The sequence below is a fragment of the Oculatella sp. LEGE 06141 genome, from assembly GCF_015207605.1.
Classification (GTDB): domain Bacteria; phylum Cyanobacteriota; class Cyanobacteriia; order Elainellales; family Elainellaceae; genus Oculatella.
On record NZ_JADEWO010000062.1, the window covers coordinates 16,521 to 33,992 of the forward strand.

General features: G+C 49.6%; 14 protein-coding genes and 1 pseudogene. 8 read left to right on the forward strand and 7 right to left on the reverse strand.

Translation table 11 applies throughout. The features are described from left to right. Window positions 1-178: 178 nt before the first annotated feature. The 4 genes from IQ268_RS26715 to IQ268_RS26730 form a co-directional block, all read right to left on the reverse strand. Window positions 179-991, reverse strand: a complete 813-nt coding sequence (locus IQ268_RS26715) for an ABC transporter permease (protein WP_193885601.1) — start codon at window positions 989-991, stop codon at window positions 179-181. A gap of 11 nt (window positions 992-1,002) precedes the next feature. Beyond that, on the reverse strand, window positions 1,003-1,860 hold the full coding sequence (locus IQ268_RS26720) for an ABC transporter permease (protein WP_193885603.1): 858 nt from the start codon (window positions 1,858-1,860) through the stop codon (window positions 1,003-1,005). A gap of 127 nt (window positions 1,861-1,987) precedes the next feature. After that, complete coding sequence (locus IQ268_RS26725; protein WP_193885605.1) at window positions 1,988-3,304, reverse strand: PotD/PotF family extracellular solute-binding protein; 1,317 nt, start codon at window positions 3,302-3,304, stop codon at window positions 1,988-1,990. Window positions 3,305-3,540: 236 nt separating this feature from the next. Beyond that, window positions 3,541-4,737, reverse strand: coding sequence for an ABC transporter ATP-binding protein (locus tag IQ268_RS26730; protein WP_193885607.1), 1,197 nt, complete (start codon window positions 4,735-4,737; stop codon window positions 3,541-3,543). A gap of 445 nt (window positions 4,738-5,182) precedes the next feature. Between IQ268_RS26730 and hydA the strand changes: the two genes are divergently transcribed. The 3 genes from hydA (at window position 5,183) to IQ268_RS26745 (ending at window position 8,991) form a co-directional block, all read left to right on the forward strand. Further along, a complete protein-coding gene (gene hydA / locus IQ268_RS26735) occupies window positions 5,183-6,592 on the forward strand; it encodes a dihydropyrimidinase (RefSeq protein WP_193885609.1) in 1,410 nt (469 codons plus the stop codon). A 102-nt stretch (window positions 6,593-6,694) separates the two neighbouring features. Continuing rightward, window positions 6,695-7,993 carry a cytosine permease gene (gene codB / locus IQ268_RS26740; protein ID WP_193885611.1) on the forward strand — a complete coding sequence of 433 codons (1,299 nt, stop codon included), beginning with the start codon at window positions 6,695-6,697 and terminating at the stop codon, window positions 7,991-7,993. A 26-nt stretch (window positions 7,994-8,019) separates the two neighbouring features. After that, window positions 8,020-8,991, forward strand: a complete 972-nt coding sequence (locus tag IQ268_RS26745; protein WP_193885613.1) for a patatin-like phospholipase family protein — start codon at window positions 8,020-8,022, stop codon at window positions 8,989-8,991. A gap of 188 nt (window positions 8,992-9,179) precedes the next feature. Here the strand turns inward: IQ268_RS26745 and IQ268_RS26750 are convergent, their stop codons facing one another. The 3 genes from IQ268_RS26750 to IQ268_RS26760 form a co-directional block, all read right to left on the reverse strand. Further along, the gene (locus IQ268_RS26750; protein ID WP_193885615.1) at window positions 9,180-10,106 is read right to left on the reverse strand and encodes a glycosyltransferase family 2 protein; all 927 of its coding nucleotides are present in this window, start codon (window positions 10,104-10,106) and stop codon (window positions 9,180-9,182) included. 333 nt (window positions 10,107-10,439) lie between these two features. Continuing rightward, entirely contained in the window at window positions 10,440-11,900 is a 1,461-nt protein-coding gene (locus IQ268_RS26755; RefSeq protein WP_193885617.1) for a carotenoid oxygenase family protein, read from the reverse strand. A 102-nt stretch (window positions 11,901-12,002) separates the two neighbouring features. Beyond that, complete coding sequence (locus IQ268_RS26760; RefSeq protein WP_193885619.1) at window positions 12,003-13,214, reverse strand: HhoA/HhoB/HtrA family serine endopeptidase; 1,212 nt, start codon at window positions 13,212-13,214, stop codon at window positions 12,003-12,005. Between the two features lie 327 nt (window positions 13,215-13,541). Between IQ268_RS26760 and IQ268_RS26765 the strand changes: the two genes are divergently transcribed. The 5 genes and pseudogenes from IQ268_RS26765 (at window position 13,542) to IQ268_RS26785 (ending at window position 17,336) form a co-directional block, all read left to right on the forward strand. Continuing rightward, window positions 13,542-14,498, forward strand: a complete 957-nt coding sequence (locus tag IQ268_RS26765; protein ID WP_193885621.1) for an alpha/beta fold hydrolase — start codon at window positions 13,542-13,544, stop codon at window positions 14,496-14,498. A gap of 193 nt (window positions 14,499-14,691) precedes the next feature. Beyond that, window positions 14,692-15,309, forward strand: a complete 618-nt coding sequence (locus tag IQ268_RS26770; RefSeq protein WP_193885623.1) for a pentapeptide repeat-containing protein — start codon at window positions 14,692-14,694, stop codon at window positions 15,307-15,309. Further along, window positions 15,302-16,062 (forward strand): annotated as a pseudogene (locus IQ268_RS33560) (Rpn family recombination-promoting nuclease/putative transposase). The gene IQ268_RS26770 and the pseudogene IQ268_RS33560 overlap by 8 nt, the downstream one beginning before the upstream one ends. 162 nt (window positions 16,063-16,224) lie before the next feature. After that, entirely contained in the window at window positions 16,225-16,620 is a 396-nt protein-coding gene (locus IQ268_RS26780; RefSeq protein WP_193885625.1) for a hypothetical protein, read from the forward strand. Between the two features lie 311 nt (window positions 16,621-16,931). After that, window positions 16,932-17,336 carry a hypothetical protein gene (locus IQ268_RS26785; RefSeq protein WP_193885627.1) on the forward strand — a complete coding sequence of 135 codons (405 nt, stop codon included), beginning with the start codon at window positions 16,932-16,934 and terminating at the stop codon, window positions 17,334-17,336. Window positions 17,337-17,472 lie beyond the last annotated feature (136 nt).

Here is a 17,472-nt window from a genome sequence, read left to right on the forward strand (position 1 = left end):
TGTTGCGTTTCCTAAAGAAATGTAACAGAAATTTTACAAATGCACAACCTATTTGTATTGGAAGAAACAGTACGACCCGAATTTTTGGCTGGGATCGCAACTTAAACGGGCACCCATCTACCCGATGGGTGCCCGTTTGCATATGGCGATCGAACTGTTAATGGGGGTCTAAATGGGGTTACGGCTGTTGACGTTTGGCAAAGAATCCGTAGGCCAGAAAGGCGATCGCAATGATTGAAAACGAAAAGACAGTAGTGACCGTACCCAAAGCGTACAGTGCCGGAGAGGTGACGTTGGTAGTCATCCCAAAGATTTCCAGCGGCAGCGTGTTGCGGGCACCCGAAATAAGAGAGGTGCGGGTGAATTCATCGTATGAAAGGGTAAAGCCAAACAGCGCCACCCCGATCAATGCCGGTGCAATCAGCGGCAAAATGATGTGCTGAAATGCCTGAAATTCACTGGCTCCCAAATCGCGAGCGGCTTCTTCATAGGACAAATTGAAGCGATTAAAAACACCAAGCATAATTAAAAACGCAAAGGGCAGCGTCCAGGTTAAGTGGCCTCCCAAGGCCGACGAATACCAGTTGGTTTGCACTCCAATCAGGTTGAAGGCGATGCCAATGCCCAACGAGATCAAGACACTCGGCACAATCAGACTGGAGATGGTGAGATAAAAGATGAAGCTCGACCCTTTGAACTTTTGCCGAAAGGCTAGCCCCGCCATTAGCGCCACCACGACGGTGACAGCCATGACAATAAAACCCAGGAGGAGCGATCGCTGAAAGGCCGCTCCAAAGTCTCCGATCCGTTGCTGTTGAAAGAACAGAGAGGCGATCCAGTGAAACCCAAAACTGCGAACTGGAAACGTGAGCGCTCCGTCGGGGCCTTGCAAGGACAGGATAAAAATGGCAAACATAGGGCCGTACAGGAACAGTACAAACAGCCCAAAAAACACCGCGAGGAAATAGAACGAGAGAGGTCGCTTTCGCATAGGGGCAATCATCACAATTCCTTACGAATATCAACCAGGCGCAAAATCCCCATAATGATAGCCAGGGTAATGACCAGCAACACCACCGCATTGGCTGCGGCTAAGGGGTACTGTAAGCTGCCGATCTGGTTGCGGATCAATGAACCGACGGATGCCGCCTGACCGCCACTCATCAGCCGCACTGTGACAAACTCTCCCATAACTAAGGTCACAATGAAGATTGAGCCGATCGCAATTCCCGGTATGGTTAGGGGAACAATAACTTCCTTGAGTACCTGAAAGCCAGACGCCCCAGCATCGCGTGCGGCTGCAATTAAGTCGCGATCGATCCGCATCATGCTGTTAAAGATCGGCACAATCATAAACAGCGTGTAGAGATGCACCATTGCCAGCACAACGGCAAAGTTAGAAAACAGAAAGATATCTAACGGCTGCTGGGTAATTTGTAGGGTGATCAGCAGCTTGTTAAGCAGTCCTTCCCGTCCCAGAAATGGAATCCAGGAAATCATCCGAATAATATTGGATGTCCAAAAGGGAATGGTACAAATGAGAAATAGAATGATTTGCCAGCGCAGGCTGGTGATATGAAACGCTAAGAAGTAGGATACCGGGAACGCAATGATCAGCGTGAAAAACCAGACCAGCCCGACAAATTTAAAGGTGTTGAGATACGTTGCCAGGGAAACGGGCGATCGAAAAATTGTAATGTAATTATCCAGCGTGAAGGCTGGTGTCATGGAATAGCCCGTGAATTCCCAGAAACTTACCACAAAAATAGTGGCGATCGGAAACACCAAAAATAGTAGAAACACCAGCGTTTGGGGTGTAACCAGTAAATATGGTTCAATCGACTTCCAGCCCTTTAACATGGTTCGGTAGTGGGTGAAGCGTGGTTAAGCCATGAGGTGAAGCACCTTTTGAGCAATAGGGTGCCATAGCAGCGGTATCTCACCTTCTACAGCACCCCATTGCAGCAGTTATTATCATTGATGCACGTTATGCCGCAACAAATTCGTTCCACTTTTGAACCAGGTAAGGCTGTTCGTCCATAACGGAATTCCAGACCACTACATCGCTCATGCGCTGTTCGAACGAACCGCCATCGCGAACGGCATCTTTAGATTCGAGCTTCTTGCCAAACGGGTCGATCATATCTTCGGATGCGGCTTTACCTTCGTACCAAAAATCCCACTCGGCCTGCGACATGTACTTCTTGGCATTTTCGGGAATGGCGCTGTAATAGCCCTGCCGTCCCAGGAAGGCACCCACCCAGCCATCCAGCATCCAGTTGATGTATTCGTAGGCTGCGTCTAGTTCAATTCCAGAGAGGCTCTTGGAAAAGCCAATGCCGCCACCCCAGCCGCGATAGCCTTCTCTCAACGGGGCGTAAACACATTGAATGCCCTGGGATTTGACCGCAGTGACACCGGGCGACCACATAGATTGCAGCACGACTTCACCCGATGCCATCAGGTTTACCGATTCGTCAAAGGTCTTCCAAAAAGCGCGAAACTGTCCGGCTCGTTTCTGCTCCATTAAGATGGCGGTGATTTGGTCTAGCTCGGCGCGGGTCATGTTGCCCTTGTCCTGGAAGGTCATCAATCCTAACGCTTCGGCCACCATAGCTGCATCCATGATGCCAATGGAGGGGATGTCGAGGATTGATGTTTTGCCGCGAAATTCTTCATTGAACAGTTCGCCCCAGCTCTCGATTTGGCGACCCACCAGATCGGGACGATATCCCAGCGTGTCGGCATTGTACTGGAACGGAATCAGGGTTGCCCATCCGGTTGGTTCTGTGGCAAACTCTGTCGAATTTTGATCGGTGAGAAACATTACCTTAGACGGCTTCGTTCCCTGGGACGTGTTGACCTTTGCCCCAGAGGTCAGTTCGCCCGTGGTGAAGATTGGCACGATTTTGTCGAAGTCGGTAATGCGGCTAACGTCGATCGCCTGTAAGTTTCCAGACGGCACAACCAGCGGTAAGCTGAAGTACTCCCCATCAAAGACATCATATTGTCCTGGCTGGGTGATAGCGATCTGGTTGTTTTCCTCGGTGCTAAGGGCGCGCATCTCTAGCTTGAAGCCCAAATCCTCTTCAGCCTTCTGTTTAATTTCATTGATCTGAGAAACTCCCGTTCCAATGAACCGCAACGTTACATCTTTGATTTGATTGGTGTTAACGGTAGGACCCGTTGCAGGATTGTTGGGTGTGCCAACGGGTGCTTGATTTCGGGTACATTGGGTCGCCGTGACCAATGCGCCTGCTGCCAATCCGGTTCTTAATAACTGCCGACGAGTAAACTGAGCCATTCCCCTCTCCAGGTGCAACAAGTAAGGTCAATACTGATAAATTTGATAGGTTTAAACGAGTGTTTCAATCAACGGTGACTCGCTCAATAGATTGGTCTCTTAATCGATGGATTGTAGGCAATATATCACTCTATTTCTCAATCTATTGTTTGATGGTTTACTATGCTTGCTAAACCTACTGTGGCCAGGAAATAAAGAGCGATCGCTTAACCGTAGTAGAGGATCGACTTCTATCATTAATGAGACAAAAAGATACAATCATCCGTTGACCATTGGAGACAAACCAACTGCTGTTCATTTAGCGGTTGAGTCATCCAGCCGTGAGTACTGACTTTGTAAAGCATCTCCTGCCCTGTGGCTTCTATCACCAGCGACACCCGCGTCACATACCCTGTGAATTCTACCGAAACAACTCGTGCGGCGACCTGATTGGGCTGGGTTGGGTCAAACGCCGAGGACAACGGAGTAACCTGCATTCGATCGGCTCGAATACAGCAGGCTGCCGTCGTACCCACATCCGCCGCCTGTCCACGGCAAAGGAATGTCCCCAGGCCGTCTGCCTCGATTTGAATCAGACGGGCATCACCATCTGCTGCAACGCTGGTCACTTGACCAACGAAGATATTGTTGTCGCCCATAAACCGAGCCACAAAGCGAGAAGCAGGCGCGTTGAAGATCTCTTGAGGCATACCGATTTGATCGATATGGCCGTGATCCATAACGACAATTTGATCGGCTAATGAAAAGGCTTCGTCCTGGGCATGGGTCACTTGAATAAACGTCATGCCAAACTGCCGTTGCAGTTTCCGCAGTTCCCCGCGAGTCTTGACCCGCAGTGATTCGTCTAGAGCGCTCAACGGCTCATCTAAAAGCAACACCTGGGGGCGAGTTGCCAGCGCTCTGGCCAGGGCGACCCGCTGTTGCTGACCGCCGCTCAGCATAGACGGTTTGCGGCTGGCAAACTTGCTTAGCCCTAAAATGTCGAGCATTTCATCCACGCGTGGCTTACGCTCGCGCTCGTTCACACCCCGCATTTTTAAGCCAAATTCCACGTTTTGCCAGACGGTTTTGTGCGGAAACAGCGCATAGTTCTGAAACACCATTGCGGTGCTGCGTTTGGCGGGTGACAGGTCATTGACGCGGCGATCGCCAATCATGACATCTCCACTGGTCGCTTCTTCATGCCCGGCAATAATTCGCAATGTGCTGGTTTTACCGCAACCGCTTGGCCCCAATAGGCAACAGTATGACCCGGCAGGCACGTCTAAGTTGATGCCCTCTAGCGCCACCGTTGATCCATATTTCTTCATCACCGATCGCAACATCACGCCCTGCGTACTGGCAGCGATCGTCTGTCGGGTTGTGCTACCCGAAGCAGAGGGGGATGGCGCTAGCCCCAGTTGGGTGGGGGGCGAAACGGGCGTATTGGACATAGGGTTGAAAGAGAAGTAACGTGAGAACTTAGCCTTTTACTGCCCAGACATAGTTCAGTTAAAAGGTTTCTAATCAAGCGAATTGTATTATTAAATACATTACGTCCTGGTAAGCCGCAGAAATTTTAAGTTTGCAGCAACGCTTTAGCAACGCATAGACTGCTAAGCTCGACTTTATCCAATTCAAAATCCAATTCAAATGGGAGCCATCTTGGTGTGTCTGGACTTTTAAAGACAGGCTCTCAACTTTTTTCGGATGTCCAGCGTTTAACTGATATCCAAAAAAGTCGAAGAGGATGGTTTAAAGGTGCTAATGGTCACTCGAACTGCCCCTTGCCTCAAGGTTGGGGTAGGGGGCGAATGCAGCCCATTTGATACGTTTAAAGCATCCTCGTAGAAAGGTGTGGCACGCTAAGGCGGACAAGTCGCTTGCAAGGAGTAAGGTATGACTGAAGTATTAATTAAAGGTGGACGAATTGTCACAGCAGTTGATGATTATGTGGCTGACATCTTAGTGAAAGATGAAACGATTGAAGCGATCGCCCGCCACATTGACCAACCCACAGCAGAACAATATGATGCTTCTGACTTAATTGTGATGCCCGGTGGGGTCGATGTTCATACCCACATGCAGTCGCCCGTGGGTGACACTGAAACCTGCGATACTTTTGAAACGGGAACGCGATCGGCAGCCTTTGGCGGCACCACAACCATCATTGATTTTGCTCAACAGGAGTATGGTGAAACGCCCAAACATGCGCTCGATCGCCGTTTGGCACTGGCAGAACCACAAGCCTGTGTTGACTATGGCTTTCACATTATTCTGACGGAAGTGACCAATGAAGCATTATCTGAACTGCCCGATTTAATCAATTACGATGGGGTATCTAGCTTCAAGATGTTTATGGCCTACCCCGGCGTATTGATGGTGGATGATGCCGCCATCTTTAAAACCATGCGTAAAGTAGGTTCCCACGGGGGGATGGTTAACCTACATGCTGAAAATGGCGGTGTAATTCAAGTCTTAATTGAAGAAGCGCTGGCGCAGGGGAATACCTCTCCCAAATATCATGCGCTGACCCGTCCTCAAATCATGGAAGCCGAAGCCACCCATCGCGCCATTCGGCTGGCAGAACTGGCAGAAATTCCGGTTTACATTGTGCATTTATCAGCCAAGGAAGCGCTGGATACAGTCGTGGAAGCACGCGATCGCGGCATTTCTGCCTTTGCCGAAACCTGCCCTCATTACCTGTTTTTGACCAATGAAGAATACGATCGCCCCGGTTTTGATGCGGCTAAATATGTAATGACTCCACCATTGCGCGATCATCATTGCCAGCACGCCCTGTGGCGAGGGCTGAAGTTTGACGATTTACAAATTGTCTCTACCGATCATTGCCCTTACTGTTTCAATGAAAGCCCATATGGCATCTACAAATCTAAACAACTGGGTGCCGATGATTTTTCCAAAATTCCCAACGGGGCACCGGGGGTAGAGTTTCGGATTCCATTGCTGTATGACGGCGGTGTTGGTGGCGGACGCATCTCGCTCAATCGCTTTGTTCAGCTCACGTCAACGGCTCCGGCTAAGATGTTTGGTTTGTTTCCTCACAAGGGAACCATTGCTGTTGGTAGTGATGCTGACCTGGTGTTGTTTAACCCGAATCGATCGCACGTACTTAGCGCCAGCACCCATCACTCCAACGTAGACTACTCGCTGTTTGAAGGACGGCAGGTCACGGGTAAAGTCGAGAAAGTGTTTTTGCGGGGACAACTGGTCGTGGATGGCGATCGCTGGTTGGGGAAACCGGGAACCGGGCGCTATCAAAAGCGGGCGGCTTCTGGTCGAATGTGATGACGCTTCCTGCCGTGTGATTTACGATACCGTTCAGTCTTACATGACACTGGACAATAAGCCCTATAGCGACAGGCACATTCGTGAAAGAGATATTGAGATATGGGTGTGATATCAAATGTTAGGAGTGTTGATCGATCGCAAGCGGGTGAAGATTATCCCCTGAGTGCTGTTCCACCAGAGTCTCGCAAGCCGTTGTGGTCGCTGGCTCCATTGCTGATGGGGTTTGCACTGACCTCAACGACCCTGTTTGCGGGTGGCACCATTGGCCCTGCCTTTCAGTTTACAGACATTTTGCTCCTGGTTTTAATAGGCAACCTGTTGCTGGGTGTATACTGTGCAGCGCTCGGTTTTATTGCCGCCAAAAGCGGTTTAACCACGGTTCTCATGGCGCGGTTTAGCTTTGGCAATGTTGGCTCTCGCTGGGTCGATTTTGTGCTGGGGTTCACTCAAATTGGTTGGTATGCGGTGACCAACGCGTTTGTTGCCGATGCCCTGAATCAACTCATTGGCTTGCCGCCCTCTATTAACTGGTTGATCATTCTGTTCTTTAACTATGCTTTCTGTGCTACAGCCTACTTTGGCTACACGGCAATGGATTGGCTCAGCCGTCTGGCGGTTCCGGCGATGTTGATTCTCATTGCGATCTCGCTGACGTTGGCGGTTGGCGATGGTGGCACGTTTGCTGAGTTGCAGGCGATCGCACCCAGAGAAGAACTGGGGTTTGGGGCAGCATTAGCCGTGATTGTGGGCACGTTCATTTCGGGGGGAACTCAGTCTACCAACTGGAGCCGCTTTGCTGATAGCGGCAAGAATGCGGTAATTGGTACCCTGGTTGCCTTTTTCCTGATCAATGGATTGCTGGTGTTCGCAGGTGCCTTTTGTACGCTGGTGTATGGCACCCAGGATATTGTGCAAGCGATGGCACAGCAGGGCATTTTAGCAGCCGGACTGGTACTGCTGATTCTTAATGTGTGGACAACGCAAGACAATACCATCTATGCCTTTTCGGTTGCGGGGGCTAATATGTTCCGCACTCGCAAGCGGACGTGGTTCGTTTTGGGTGGGGCAACGCTGGCGTTGGTTTTCTCGTTAGCTGGCATCTACAATCTGCTGGTTCCCTATTTGATTTTCTTGGGAACCGTGATTCCTCCGGTGGGCGGTATTATCATGGTTGATTTCTGGTTGCGTCATCGGGGACGGTTTCCTGATTTAAGGACCTCTCTACCCGCGTTCAATTGGGCTGGCATCATTGCCTATGTGATTGCCTCTATCAGCGCTTATCTCTCGGCACAATCCCAATTTGGGATTGCGCCTCTCAACGGTATTGTAATTGCTGCCGTTCTCTACGCCGTTCTCATCCGAGTTATTCACCAGCCGATCCGCACGGCGATCGAGTAAAATCACGCTTCGACATTGGCACGGTTATGACAAACGGAAAGTATCGCATTCTCAGCATCAGCGGCGGTGGCGTGCGGGGCATTGTTGCTGCCATTTGGCTCAACCGTCTGGAAAAGAAGCTGGGATCGCCCATTTGGCAACATTTCGACCTGATTGCCGGAACCTCGACAGGAGCCGTTATTGGCTGCGCTCTATCCCTGGGCATTGATACTGAAACCGTGGTCGATTTTTATTTGCACCAGAGCCGCACGGTGTTTCCGACCAGTGCGGCTCGGCTCTGGAGCCGACTGAGACGCACCCTAAGTGAAGGGTTAGACGCTCCTCGGTATGATGGTGAGGGGTTAGCGAGGGTGTTGAAGCAGGTGTTTGGTGATGCTCGGTTAAGTGATTTGCGCGTTAAGCCCACCCTGATCACTACCTACAATACGGTGAACCGAGAAGCCCTGGTGCTAAAAAACGATCGCCCCCACTACAACTCACTACGGCTCTGGGACGTGTGCAAAGCGTCTTCCTCTGCTCCGGTCTATTTTCCGGCGCATCTGTTACAGGTTGGCAATCAAGAATTGCCGCTGATTGATGGGGGCATTGTTGCCAACAACCCCACGGCCTGTGCGATCGCGGAAGGGGTACGAATTAACAAGGCGCGATCGTCAGACGAACGGATTGATCTGGAAAATTTTGTAGTCGCTTCATTCGGGACGGGTGAAGTCACTCGACCCATTTATGCCCGTCAAACTCAGGAGTGGGGTGCATTAGAGTGGGTGATGCCGCTCATTGATGTGTTGTTTGACGGTTCTGCCGATGCGGTCGATTACATTGCTCACCATCTGCTGACGGATGGCAATTATTTTCGGTTCCAAACGCCGTTGAACCGAGCCTACGACGACATTGACAATGCCGATGCCACCAATCTCAGCGCTCTAATTACCACCGCTCAGGATTACCTCACTCATGGCGGAGATGCTCTCCTGGACAAGCTGGTTTTAAACTTGCAATAAGAGCGTGAAGCCAGAATTTACGTACTGCTCTGGTTTAAGAGGGTGTTTGAAAAGTGCTGAACGTCACTCGAACCGCCCCCTAAATCCCCCAAGATGGGGGACTTCCGAGCCGATTCTCGTTCAAAGTCCCCCAATTCTGGGGGATTTAGGGGGCGAATGCAGGACATTTGCTACTTTTCAAACATCCTCTAAGAACCGCCGCTGCGTTTATCAATCATATCGGCCAGAAGCGCAAACATTGAGACTTGCGTTGCCGCCACAAACAGAATCAGCGTTCGTTCTGTTAAATCGCGGCGATCGAACACATCTTGAAACAGCGTAATGAGGAATCCCGTAAAGAAGACACCTGCAATGGGCATGAATACTTTGAGGGGCGCAAAGTAAACGCCAGTTCGCAAAATCAGTTGAACAAAGCGCAATGTGTCTTGAATCGGCTTAATCTTGCTTTTGCCGACGCGATGATGAAAATCAATGGGAACATAGCGCACGACATAGAAATTGGTCAGCATGGCGACGGTAATGGTCGTTGTAAAGCTGAACGTATCTGGCAGAATGTTCAAAAACTTTTCAACGACGGCTTTATGGAAAACGCGCATCCCGCTGTTGAGGTCTGGAATGGGACGACCCGTAACCCATTGAGCAAAACGCACCAAAAACCATTTTGGAATTTTACGCAGTTTTGAGTAATGTACGTTTGCTCCCGTGCGTGCCCCCACCACCATATCGGCTTCATCGGCCAGCGATACCAGGCGCGGAATTTGCTCGTTAGGATAGGTGCCATCTGCATCGGTAATGACGATGAGAGGATATTTGGCGTGGCGAATGCCCGTCTTGAGCGCTGCTCCATACCCACGATTGACGACGTGTTCAATTAAGCGAATGTCGTGGCGATCGCGCAACAGCTTACCTGTGTTATCGGTAGAGCCATCGTTGACCACTACAATTTCGTACTCACAGCCAGCGGCGCGAAAGGTATCTTGCAAATGGTCGAGGGTGATGCCAATTCCCTGTTCTTCATTGTAAGCGGGTAGCACCAACGAAAAGGGCGGACAAATTGGCTCTAGACGTTGAGACCCAGGTGAAACGGTTTCGGTGGCGTGTGAATGGTTCTGCATCCGGATGGCATTGTGGACGGGTGGAACGGCAGGACTGGTCTAAGAGGATGTTTGAAAAGTGCTGAACGTCACTCGAACCGCCCCCTAAATCCCCCAAGATGGGGGACTTCCGAGCCGATTCTCGTTCAAAGTCCCCCAATTCTGGGGGATTTAGGGGGCGAATGCAGGACATTTGCTACTCTTTCAACATCCTCAAACATCCTCTAAGCCTGGGTCAAGCTTACCGGATATTGGTATCAAGGCGATCGCCCTTCCCCCTTTTTTGACTGAACAGTTCCCCTTATGCCCTTGTCCAGAGGGTGCCTGCGATTGGTCAGGCAATCCGTGATTCAATCAGGCGGCAGGGTTCCAGGTGCCATGAAAGCCCATTGGAACGACTTCAGGTAAGCCAATGCGGCAGACGGGGGCATCGTTGAGGCGATCGCTATCAAAAATCCAGACTTCACTGGTGTTGTTATTGCCATCAAAAACCACGGTTAATATCCATCCTCGCTCCGGATGTAAGGCATCAGCGGCATACAGCGGTTCCATTGGATAGCGATGGTCGCCCAACTCTGCGACTGTTAATGTATCGGTTTGGTAGTCGTAACGGGCGATCGAGCCAAAGATCTCGCGGCTAATTTCTGCATCCGCATGATGAACCGATAGGAACGTGTAGCGCCAGGGTTGCCCCACCTGAGCAGGCGGCACCACCGGAAATTCGCAATTGCGCGACACCACTTCCTGCAAGGACTTAATCTTTGCTGTTTTGGGGTCAAGCCGCACCTGCCAGAGCTGGCTGGGAGAGGCGGTATGGGTTTCGCCACTCGCTACTTCTTTTAAGTATTGATTGGTGCGCGTGAAGTCGGGATGTCGGGCAAAGTCCAGAGTAATCAAGCCATCTGCTACACAACCGTTGCCAAAATGCCATTGAAACCAGGGTTCAGTTTCTCCCTGGCTAACTACATCCAGGGTGTCGCGATCGACCACAAAAATGCGGGTGCTTTGATTAGCTTTCCACTCTAATGCGTCGCTGTAGCTGCTCACCCCAACTAGTACAGGCAAAACATTGAGCCGCACAGGTGGCACAAAAAAGACCAGATATTGCCCAGCCAAAACAAAGCTATGAACGAGCGGAATGCCGTCTAGCGGAATGGCTGTTTTTTTAACAATGCGGCCAGTGCGATCGCTCTTATACACGTTGAGCTTAGGATTTGGCCCCGCACTGACTCCCATATTGAAAATTTCGCCCGTTACCGGGTCGCGCTGGGGGTGCGCCGAATACGGCTGATCGTCTGCCAAGCCATTCAAGGAATCAATGCCCAGGGTGTTTAAATGGGTGAGGTCGATCGCATGGGGCTTGCCGCCTTCCCACAGCGCCAGCAGCTTGTCGGGTAATGCTAACAGGGAGGTGTTTGCCGTATTTTTAGCCGGAACCTCATTCATCACCATCTTCCACCAGTGATTCCAGAGAGGGCCGGGTTCGGTCATGCCGTAGTTGCTGTAGAGAAACTGACCCGCTTCTGATTCGGCCAAATAGCCTGCTGTTTGAATGTAGCGATACAGGCCGACCGGATCGGCATCACTAAATCGCACCGCCAGAATGGCACCGTCACCGTCAAACCAGTGCCCCACTCTCTTTCCACCTCGCTCTAGCCGTCCTGGCCCGTTGCGGTAGAGGGTGCCGCGTAATCCGGCAGGAACCGCACCTGCCAAAATGGGTAAAGAGGTGGGAGCGAACTCCTTGGCGACGGGGAGGATGCCGTTCGTCCAGGCTCGTTGGTTGGATTGGGTGTTGGGTGAAGTTACTGTCATATCTTGATTCTATAGCGGCTCGAATGGGTTGAGTTGATGCCACGTTCAGGTGGAGATCGTTTGCTGCTGGGGGCAGCGATCCGATGGCTTTAACCCGGTTGCTCAACTGTCTTCTGTGGGCAACGCTTCCAGTTGAACATCCACTGCAACTGTTTGATTGCGTCGGACTATTTGCAGTTGCAATGTGCCGCCAATTCCCGCCTCGTCAACAGCCGTTTGAATTTGATTGGCATTGGTAACTTCTTGCCCATTCACCTGTTGAACGATGTCACCGGGGCGAATTCCAGCCCGTGCTGCGGGTGAATTGGGGACAACATCAACCACCAGAACCCCCTGATCCACATCCACTTGCAGATTTAAATTGGGGGAATTGTTGAGTCGCTGCTTGGTTCTGGGGGTGATGGGCACCATCCGAATGCCAAGGTAAGCATATTCAACCCGTCCCTGGCTGATGAGTTGCTGGGCAACGTTTTGGGCTGTGTTAATTGGAATGGCAAAGCCAAGCCCCTGCGCCCCCCCAATGATTGCGGTGTTGACACCAATGACTTCTCCCTGAGCGTTGACCAACGGCCCACCAGAATTACCGGGATTGATCGCGGCATCGGTTTGCAGGAAGTCGAGCCGTTTATCTGGAACGCCTACGTCGCCACTGGAGCGCTCGATGGCGCTAATTACGCCAACGGTTACTGTTTCTTCGAGTCCTAGCGGGTTGCCGATCGCGATCGCCCACTGTCCCCGCCGCACCTGATCTGAGTTGCCGAGCGTCACCGTTGGTAAATTGTTGGCCTCAACCTGGAGGACTGCAATATCTGACACCGGATCGTCGCCCAAGACGCGCCCCTCTAACACCTGTCCATCGGAAAGCGTCACCATGACGGTATCGGCATCGCTAACGACGTGGGAATTGGTCACAATTTGACCATCACTGCTAATGATGAAGCCAGAACCGATGCCTTCCAAAATCCGTTCTGCTGGCGCGTTGGGTACCGAGTCTCCAAAGAAGCGACGAAGAAACGGATCTCTAAATGCGTCTGGTATTTGCGTTTGCACGGTTTGAGAGACTTCAATTTGAACGACGGCGGGTTCGACCCGTTCCAACGCCAGTTCCACAAAATTGGTTTCAATTGGTGCTGCTGTTGGCTGGTTAGCTGGATCTGCCGTGGTTGCCTGAGGTGCGATCGGCTGCCCTGGCGAGGTTTGTCTGAACCGTTCAATTGAGCAACTACCCAGCAATCCTGTTAATAACAGTAAGGTGCCTGCCGCGAGGGGATGAACGCGTTGGGGGGGACGATCGCTGCACAGAATATTCATCATCGATAACGTCTGGCTAGAGTAGCTTTTGGGGGCAACACTACCAGGATTGAAACTTTTAGCGCAGTTGTCTTCTACCGGAAGATGTTTTTTTGAACTACAGCCATTTTTTTTGCATTCACCACACCTCAAACCATATACCCCACACCCATCTTGGCGAGGCTGTGGCTGACTCGATTGAGAACGGCTGTAAATGTAGGCTATTAGCGGCAGCGAAGCGCGAACTCAACCTGAGAACGATGTGCTGGGGCAGGGGAAAGAGGGTAGAAGAGAAGAAGGGCTGTTGTCTTTTGCTCCCGTCCTCTACCGTCGCGTTTTCTATCATCTATTATGTTTATTCCTCCCGGCTTTCAACAGCGTTCCATCACGACTCATTTGGGAATGATGGTCTACTACAGCAACAGCGGTGAGCCTTGGGTTAGTACCACGGCAGCAGGTTCCGGTGATACGTTGGTGTTTTTACACGGATTGGGTGGCGGTTCCTCTGCCTATGAGTGGTCTAAGGTTTATCCTGCCTTTGCGGCAGAGTATCGGGTACTTGCTCCTGATTTAATTGGCTGGGGGCGATCGGCTCACCCAGAGCGCAATTACACGATTGATGATTACATCACCACCATCATTGAGTTCATGGAGAAAACCTGTGATGGCGCTACACCAGTGGTTGCATCTGCATTGACGGCTGCTTTTACTATTCGAGCGGCGATCGCCCGTCCCGATCTGTTTAAATCGCTGATTCTAACCACGGCAGCAGGGCTTTCAGAGTTTGGTGATTCCTACAAAACCAACTTTTTTACCCAGCTTGCCAGCACTCCTATTTTGGATCGATTGCTGTACAGTACGGGTGTCAGTACCGGGTTTGGCATTCGTAGCTATCTTGAACAACGCCAGTTTGCTCATTCTGAGCGAGTTTACCCTGAACTAATAGAAGCCTATGCTCAATCGGCGCAACAGCCCAATGCTGAATATGCAGCACTCTCGTTTGTACGTGGAGATTTGTGTTTTGACTTAACGCAATACATTACTCAATTGACAGTACCTACCGCCTTAATTTGGGGACGTGAATCAGAGTTCACTGGGCCAAAGGTAGGACAACGTTTAACCGAACTGAATCCTGCGGCGATCAAAGCCTTTTATCAATCAGATGATGTTGGATTTACACCACAGCTAGAGCTTCCCGCTGTAACGATTGGGCTGATTCGTCAGTTTTTGCCGTTGCTAGGTCAGGGAGAAGAGAGCGGGGAAACGGCAGGTGAAGAAGATAGGTCACAAGAGAGCCAAATTGAGTAGAGCTTTTCATCTATCTATCCTAACGAGGACACCATACGGAAAGATTCCATCTATCTACCCTACTTGGGATGTTATGCGGAAACTGTCTGCCTATCCATCTGATATGGGGTGTTAGATGGATAGTTTCCGCACAATATATATAGTTATACCGATGGGTAATCAATGTGCTGCGTACGGTTTTTAAGGTAATTGCATGGCAAAGAATTTTTCAAAAGTCGATCGCAAGGTGGAAGAAATACTAAGACGTTACTCAGAGGGTGAAAGAGATTTTTCCAATCTAGACTTGCAGTATGCAGATCTAAATAGTTTAGATCTCAGTGGCATTAATTTGAGCAACCCTGATCTAACAGGTGCAAATTTAATGTTCACGAATTTAACGAGAGCAAATCTTCGGCACGCAAACTTTCGTAAAGCAGATATGGCTTGTTGTGATGTTAGCTTTGCAGACCTAAGTGGCACAAATCTTAGAAACATAGAAGAGATGTGTGCAGGAGCTAATGCCAACTTTAGTGGAGCCGATCTCAGTGACTCTATTTTGGATCAATGTACTTTATCGAATGCGAATTTGAGTGGAGTAAACATGAGTCGATCCAGGATAATGCAAACCATATTGGACGGAGCCGATCTAACAAATGCAAACCTGAGTAACACTTTCTTGAACGAAGTGTGGCTGTGGAATGCAAACCTAACAAATACCAACTTCAAGGATGCCGAAATTAGAGATGTCAGACTAGAAGGTGCTATTTTTGTAAACACAATCATGCCAGATGGAAGATTGCAGAATGGATGGTGTGAGCAATTAAATGTATGACGATACCTGTCGATTCCTTGCTGAACACTTCTCTGCTGATTTCGCTAGTTGGCTCCTGGGACAGTCAGTTACCCTAACGGAGCTAAAACCGTCTGAACTCTCCCTCGATCCGATTCGAGCTGATGCCCTAATTTTGCTGGAGTCGAATGAGTTAGTTCTACACTTGGAATTCCAAACCCGCCCCAAACGGGATATTCCATTCCGGATGCTGGATTATCGTGTGCGAGTGTACAGGCGCTATCCAGACAAAACAATGCGGCAGGTCGTAGTGTACCTTCAGCCCACTGGGTCTAATCTTATTCGACAAAATAGCTTTACGTTAGAGCACACTCGTCACGAGTTCGATATTGTTTGTGGGAGCAACCTGCCGAGATCTTTCTACGGTATCCTGGATTGACTCCCTTTGCTATTCTCGGTCAAAGTTCTGATGCAGAGGCAACGCTGAGACAAGTTGCCCAAATGGTTGATCAGATTTCAGACCCGATAATACAGGCAAATCTGACTGCTGCTTCAGCAATTTTGGCTGGGATAAGATTAGAGGAAGAAGTGATTTATCGGCTACTGCGGAGGGACATCATGCAGGAATCTGTCATTTATCGCTCTATTGAGCAAGAAGCAGAGGCGAGAAAGCAAAGAGAAATCGCCAACAACTTATTACGAGAAGGCTTACCAATTGAAACCGTTTCCCGTGGAACAGGATTATCGATCGAAGAAGTTCAACAACTTCAACAGAAAATGAACGAGTCCGCGTAAATAAGTTTGGTCGATGCGCGGCATAACCCTGCATTGGTGCGGACAGCACAGAGGCTATCAGCAAGAGGTCAAAATTACCTGCTGCCGCACAACTTCGATTTGGGCTGCATTTTAGCCCCATGAGTTGAAACTTTTAGCAGTGGCAACACGGTTTCGTCAGTTATGACTTTCGGATCAAAAAAGCGCTTTAAATTAGAAGAAGATGGAACGATTGTGGCAAGAGCAGGAACACAATCGAATTGTGGTGGGATTGCTGCTATTCGCGTTCGTATTACACCTGTTACAAAGGCTGGAATAGAGTTTTTTTCTTTGGAAGAAGAATGTAATGGTGAAGGATTTGGCCTTATGGTGCCTGCAACAGCGATGCCAGCAGTTTACAAGGCAGCAGTATTTAGAGGAGCGCAGCAAGCATATGATGAATCTGATCTATCTGAAGGAATCGAATTTGTATTAATTGATGCTTTAGTTCATCCAGTAGACGCAAATGAGAGAAAATTTATGGAAGCAGGGAGTTCAGCAATTATCGGCTGGATCAAGCACAGAAGTGACAACCAGTAGGAGGTACATCTAGCGCTTGTTTTTAAGCAAGATGAAAATAGTTAGCCACGTACTCAAAGAGCTTACATTTCTGTAAATTGCACAGCCCAACAATTCGGTTGGGGTGGATTTTGACCGTTGCTGGCGGAAATGTCAACGTTATTTTCAACGGCTCAACCAAGTCGTTATGCTGTCACAGCAGATCTCAGCAGGCAACGCGCTAAATGGATTTCATGTTTACAAGAGATGAGCTTACAAGCCAATTCGCTACTCTTTTGTCAATAAACATGCCCTCGCTTGAACGTGAGTCGTTTACACGAGCAAATTGTGACATGCTCGGAAACGAAGATGGTATTGAAATATTTTGGGGATTAAAGTCGGATTTTTGCGATGCTCTACATTTTTGGATTGCGGCATTCCGCGCCGATATGCAAAATTGCTATGATTTTGAAGTTAAAAGCGCAAACTCATATTCTGAACTGTTGCAAGCTCTGCCACTAGAGCTTCAAAAAGAATTAGAAAGGGGTACATTTACTTGCTGCCAGGTGTTAGCTCCGCACAGTTATACTGATTTGCTCACGTCCTTTTGCCCAAATGAATTAATCGAGCATTTCAGTTTGACTGATTTTCAGTCATTTGTCGGTGCCATGCAGATGGCAGATGAATGGAATTACAAAGTGATTGTCGCAGAGTTCAAAGAAAGGTTCTTCTACATTGTATGGGCTACAGGTGGCTAAACAACAGCATAACATAGTCTCTGAGCCGGACGGGGTCAAGTAACTCCTTGAAGAATACTGTTAATTCTCATTACGCATCCTTACATAGACGCATTCATCTAACTGACTCTAATTTGTATCAGTAACATCCATTCTA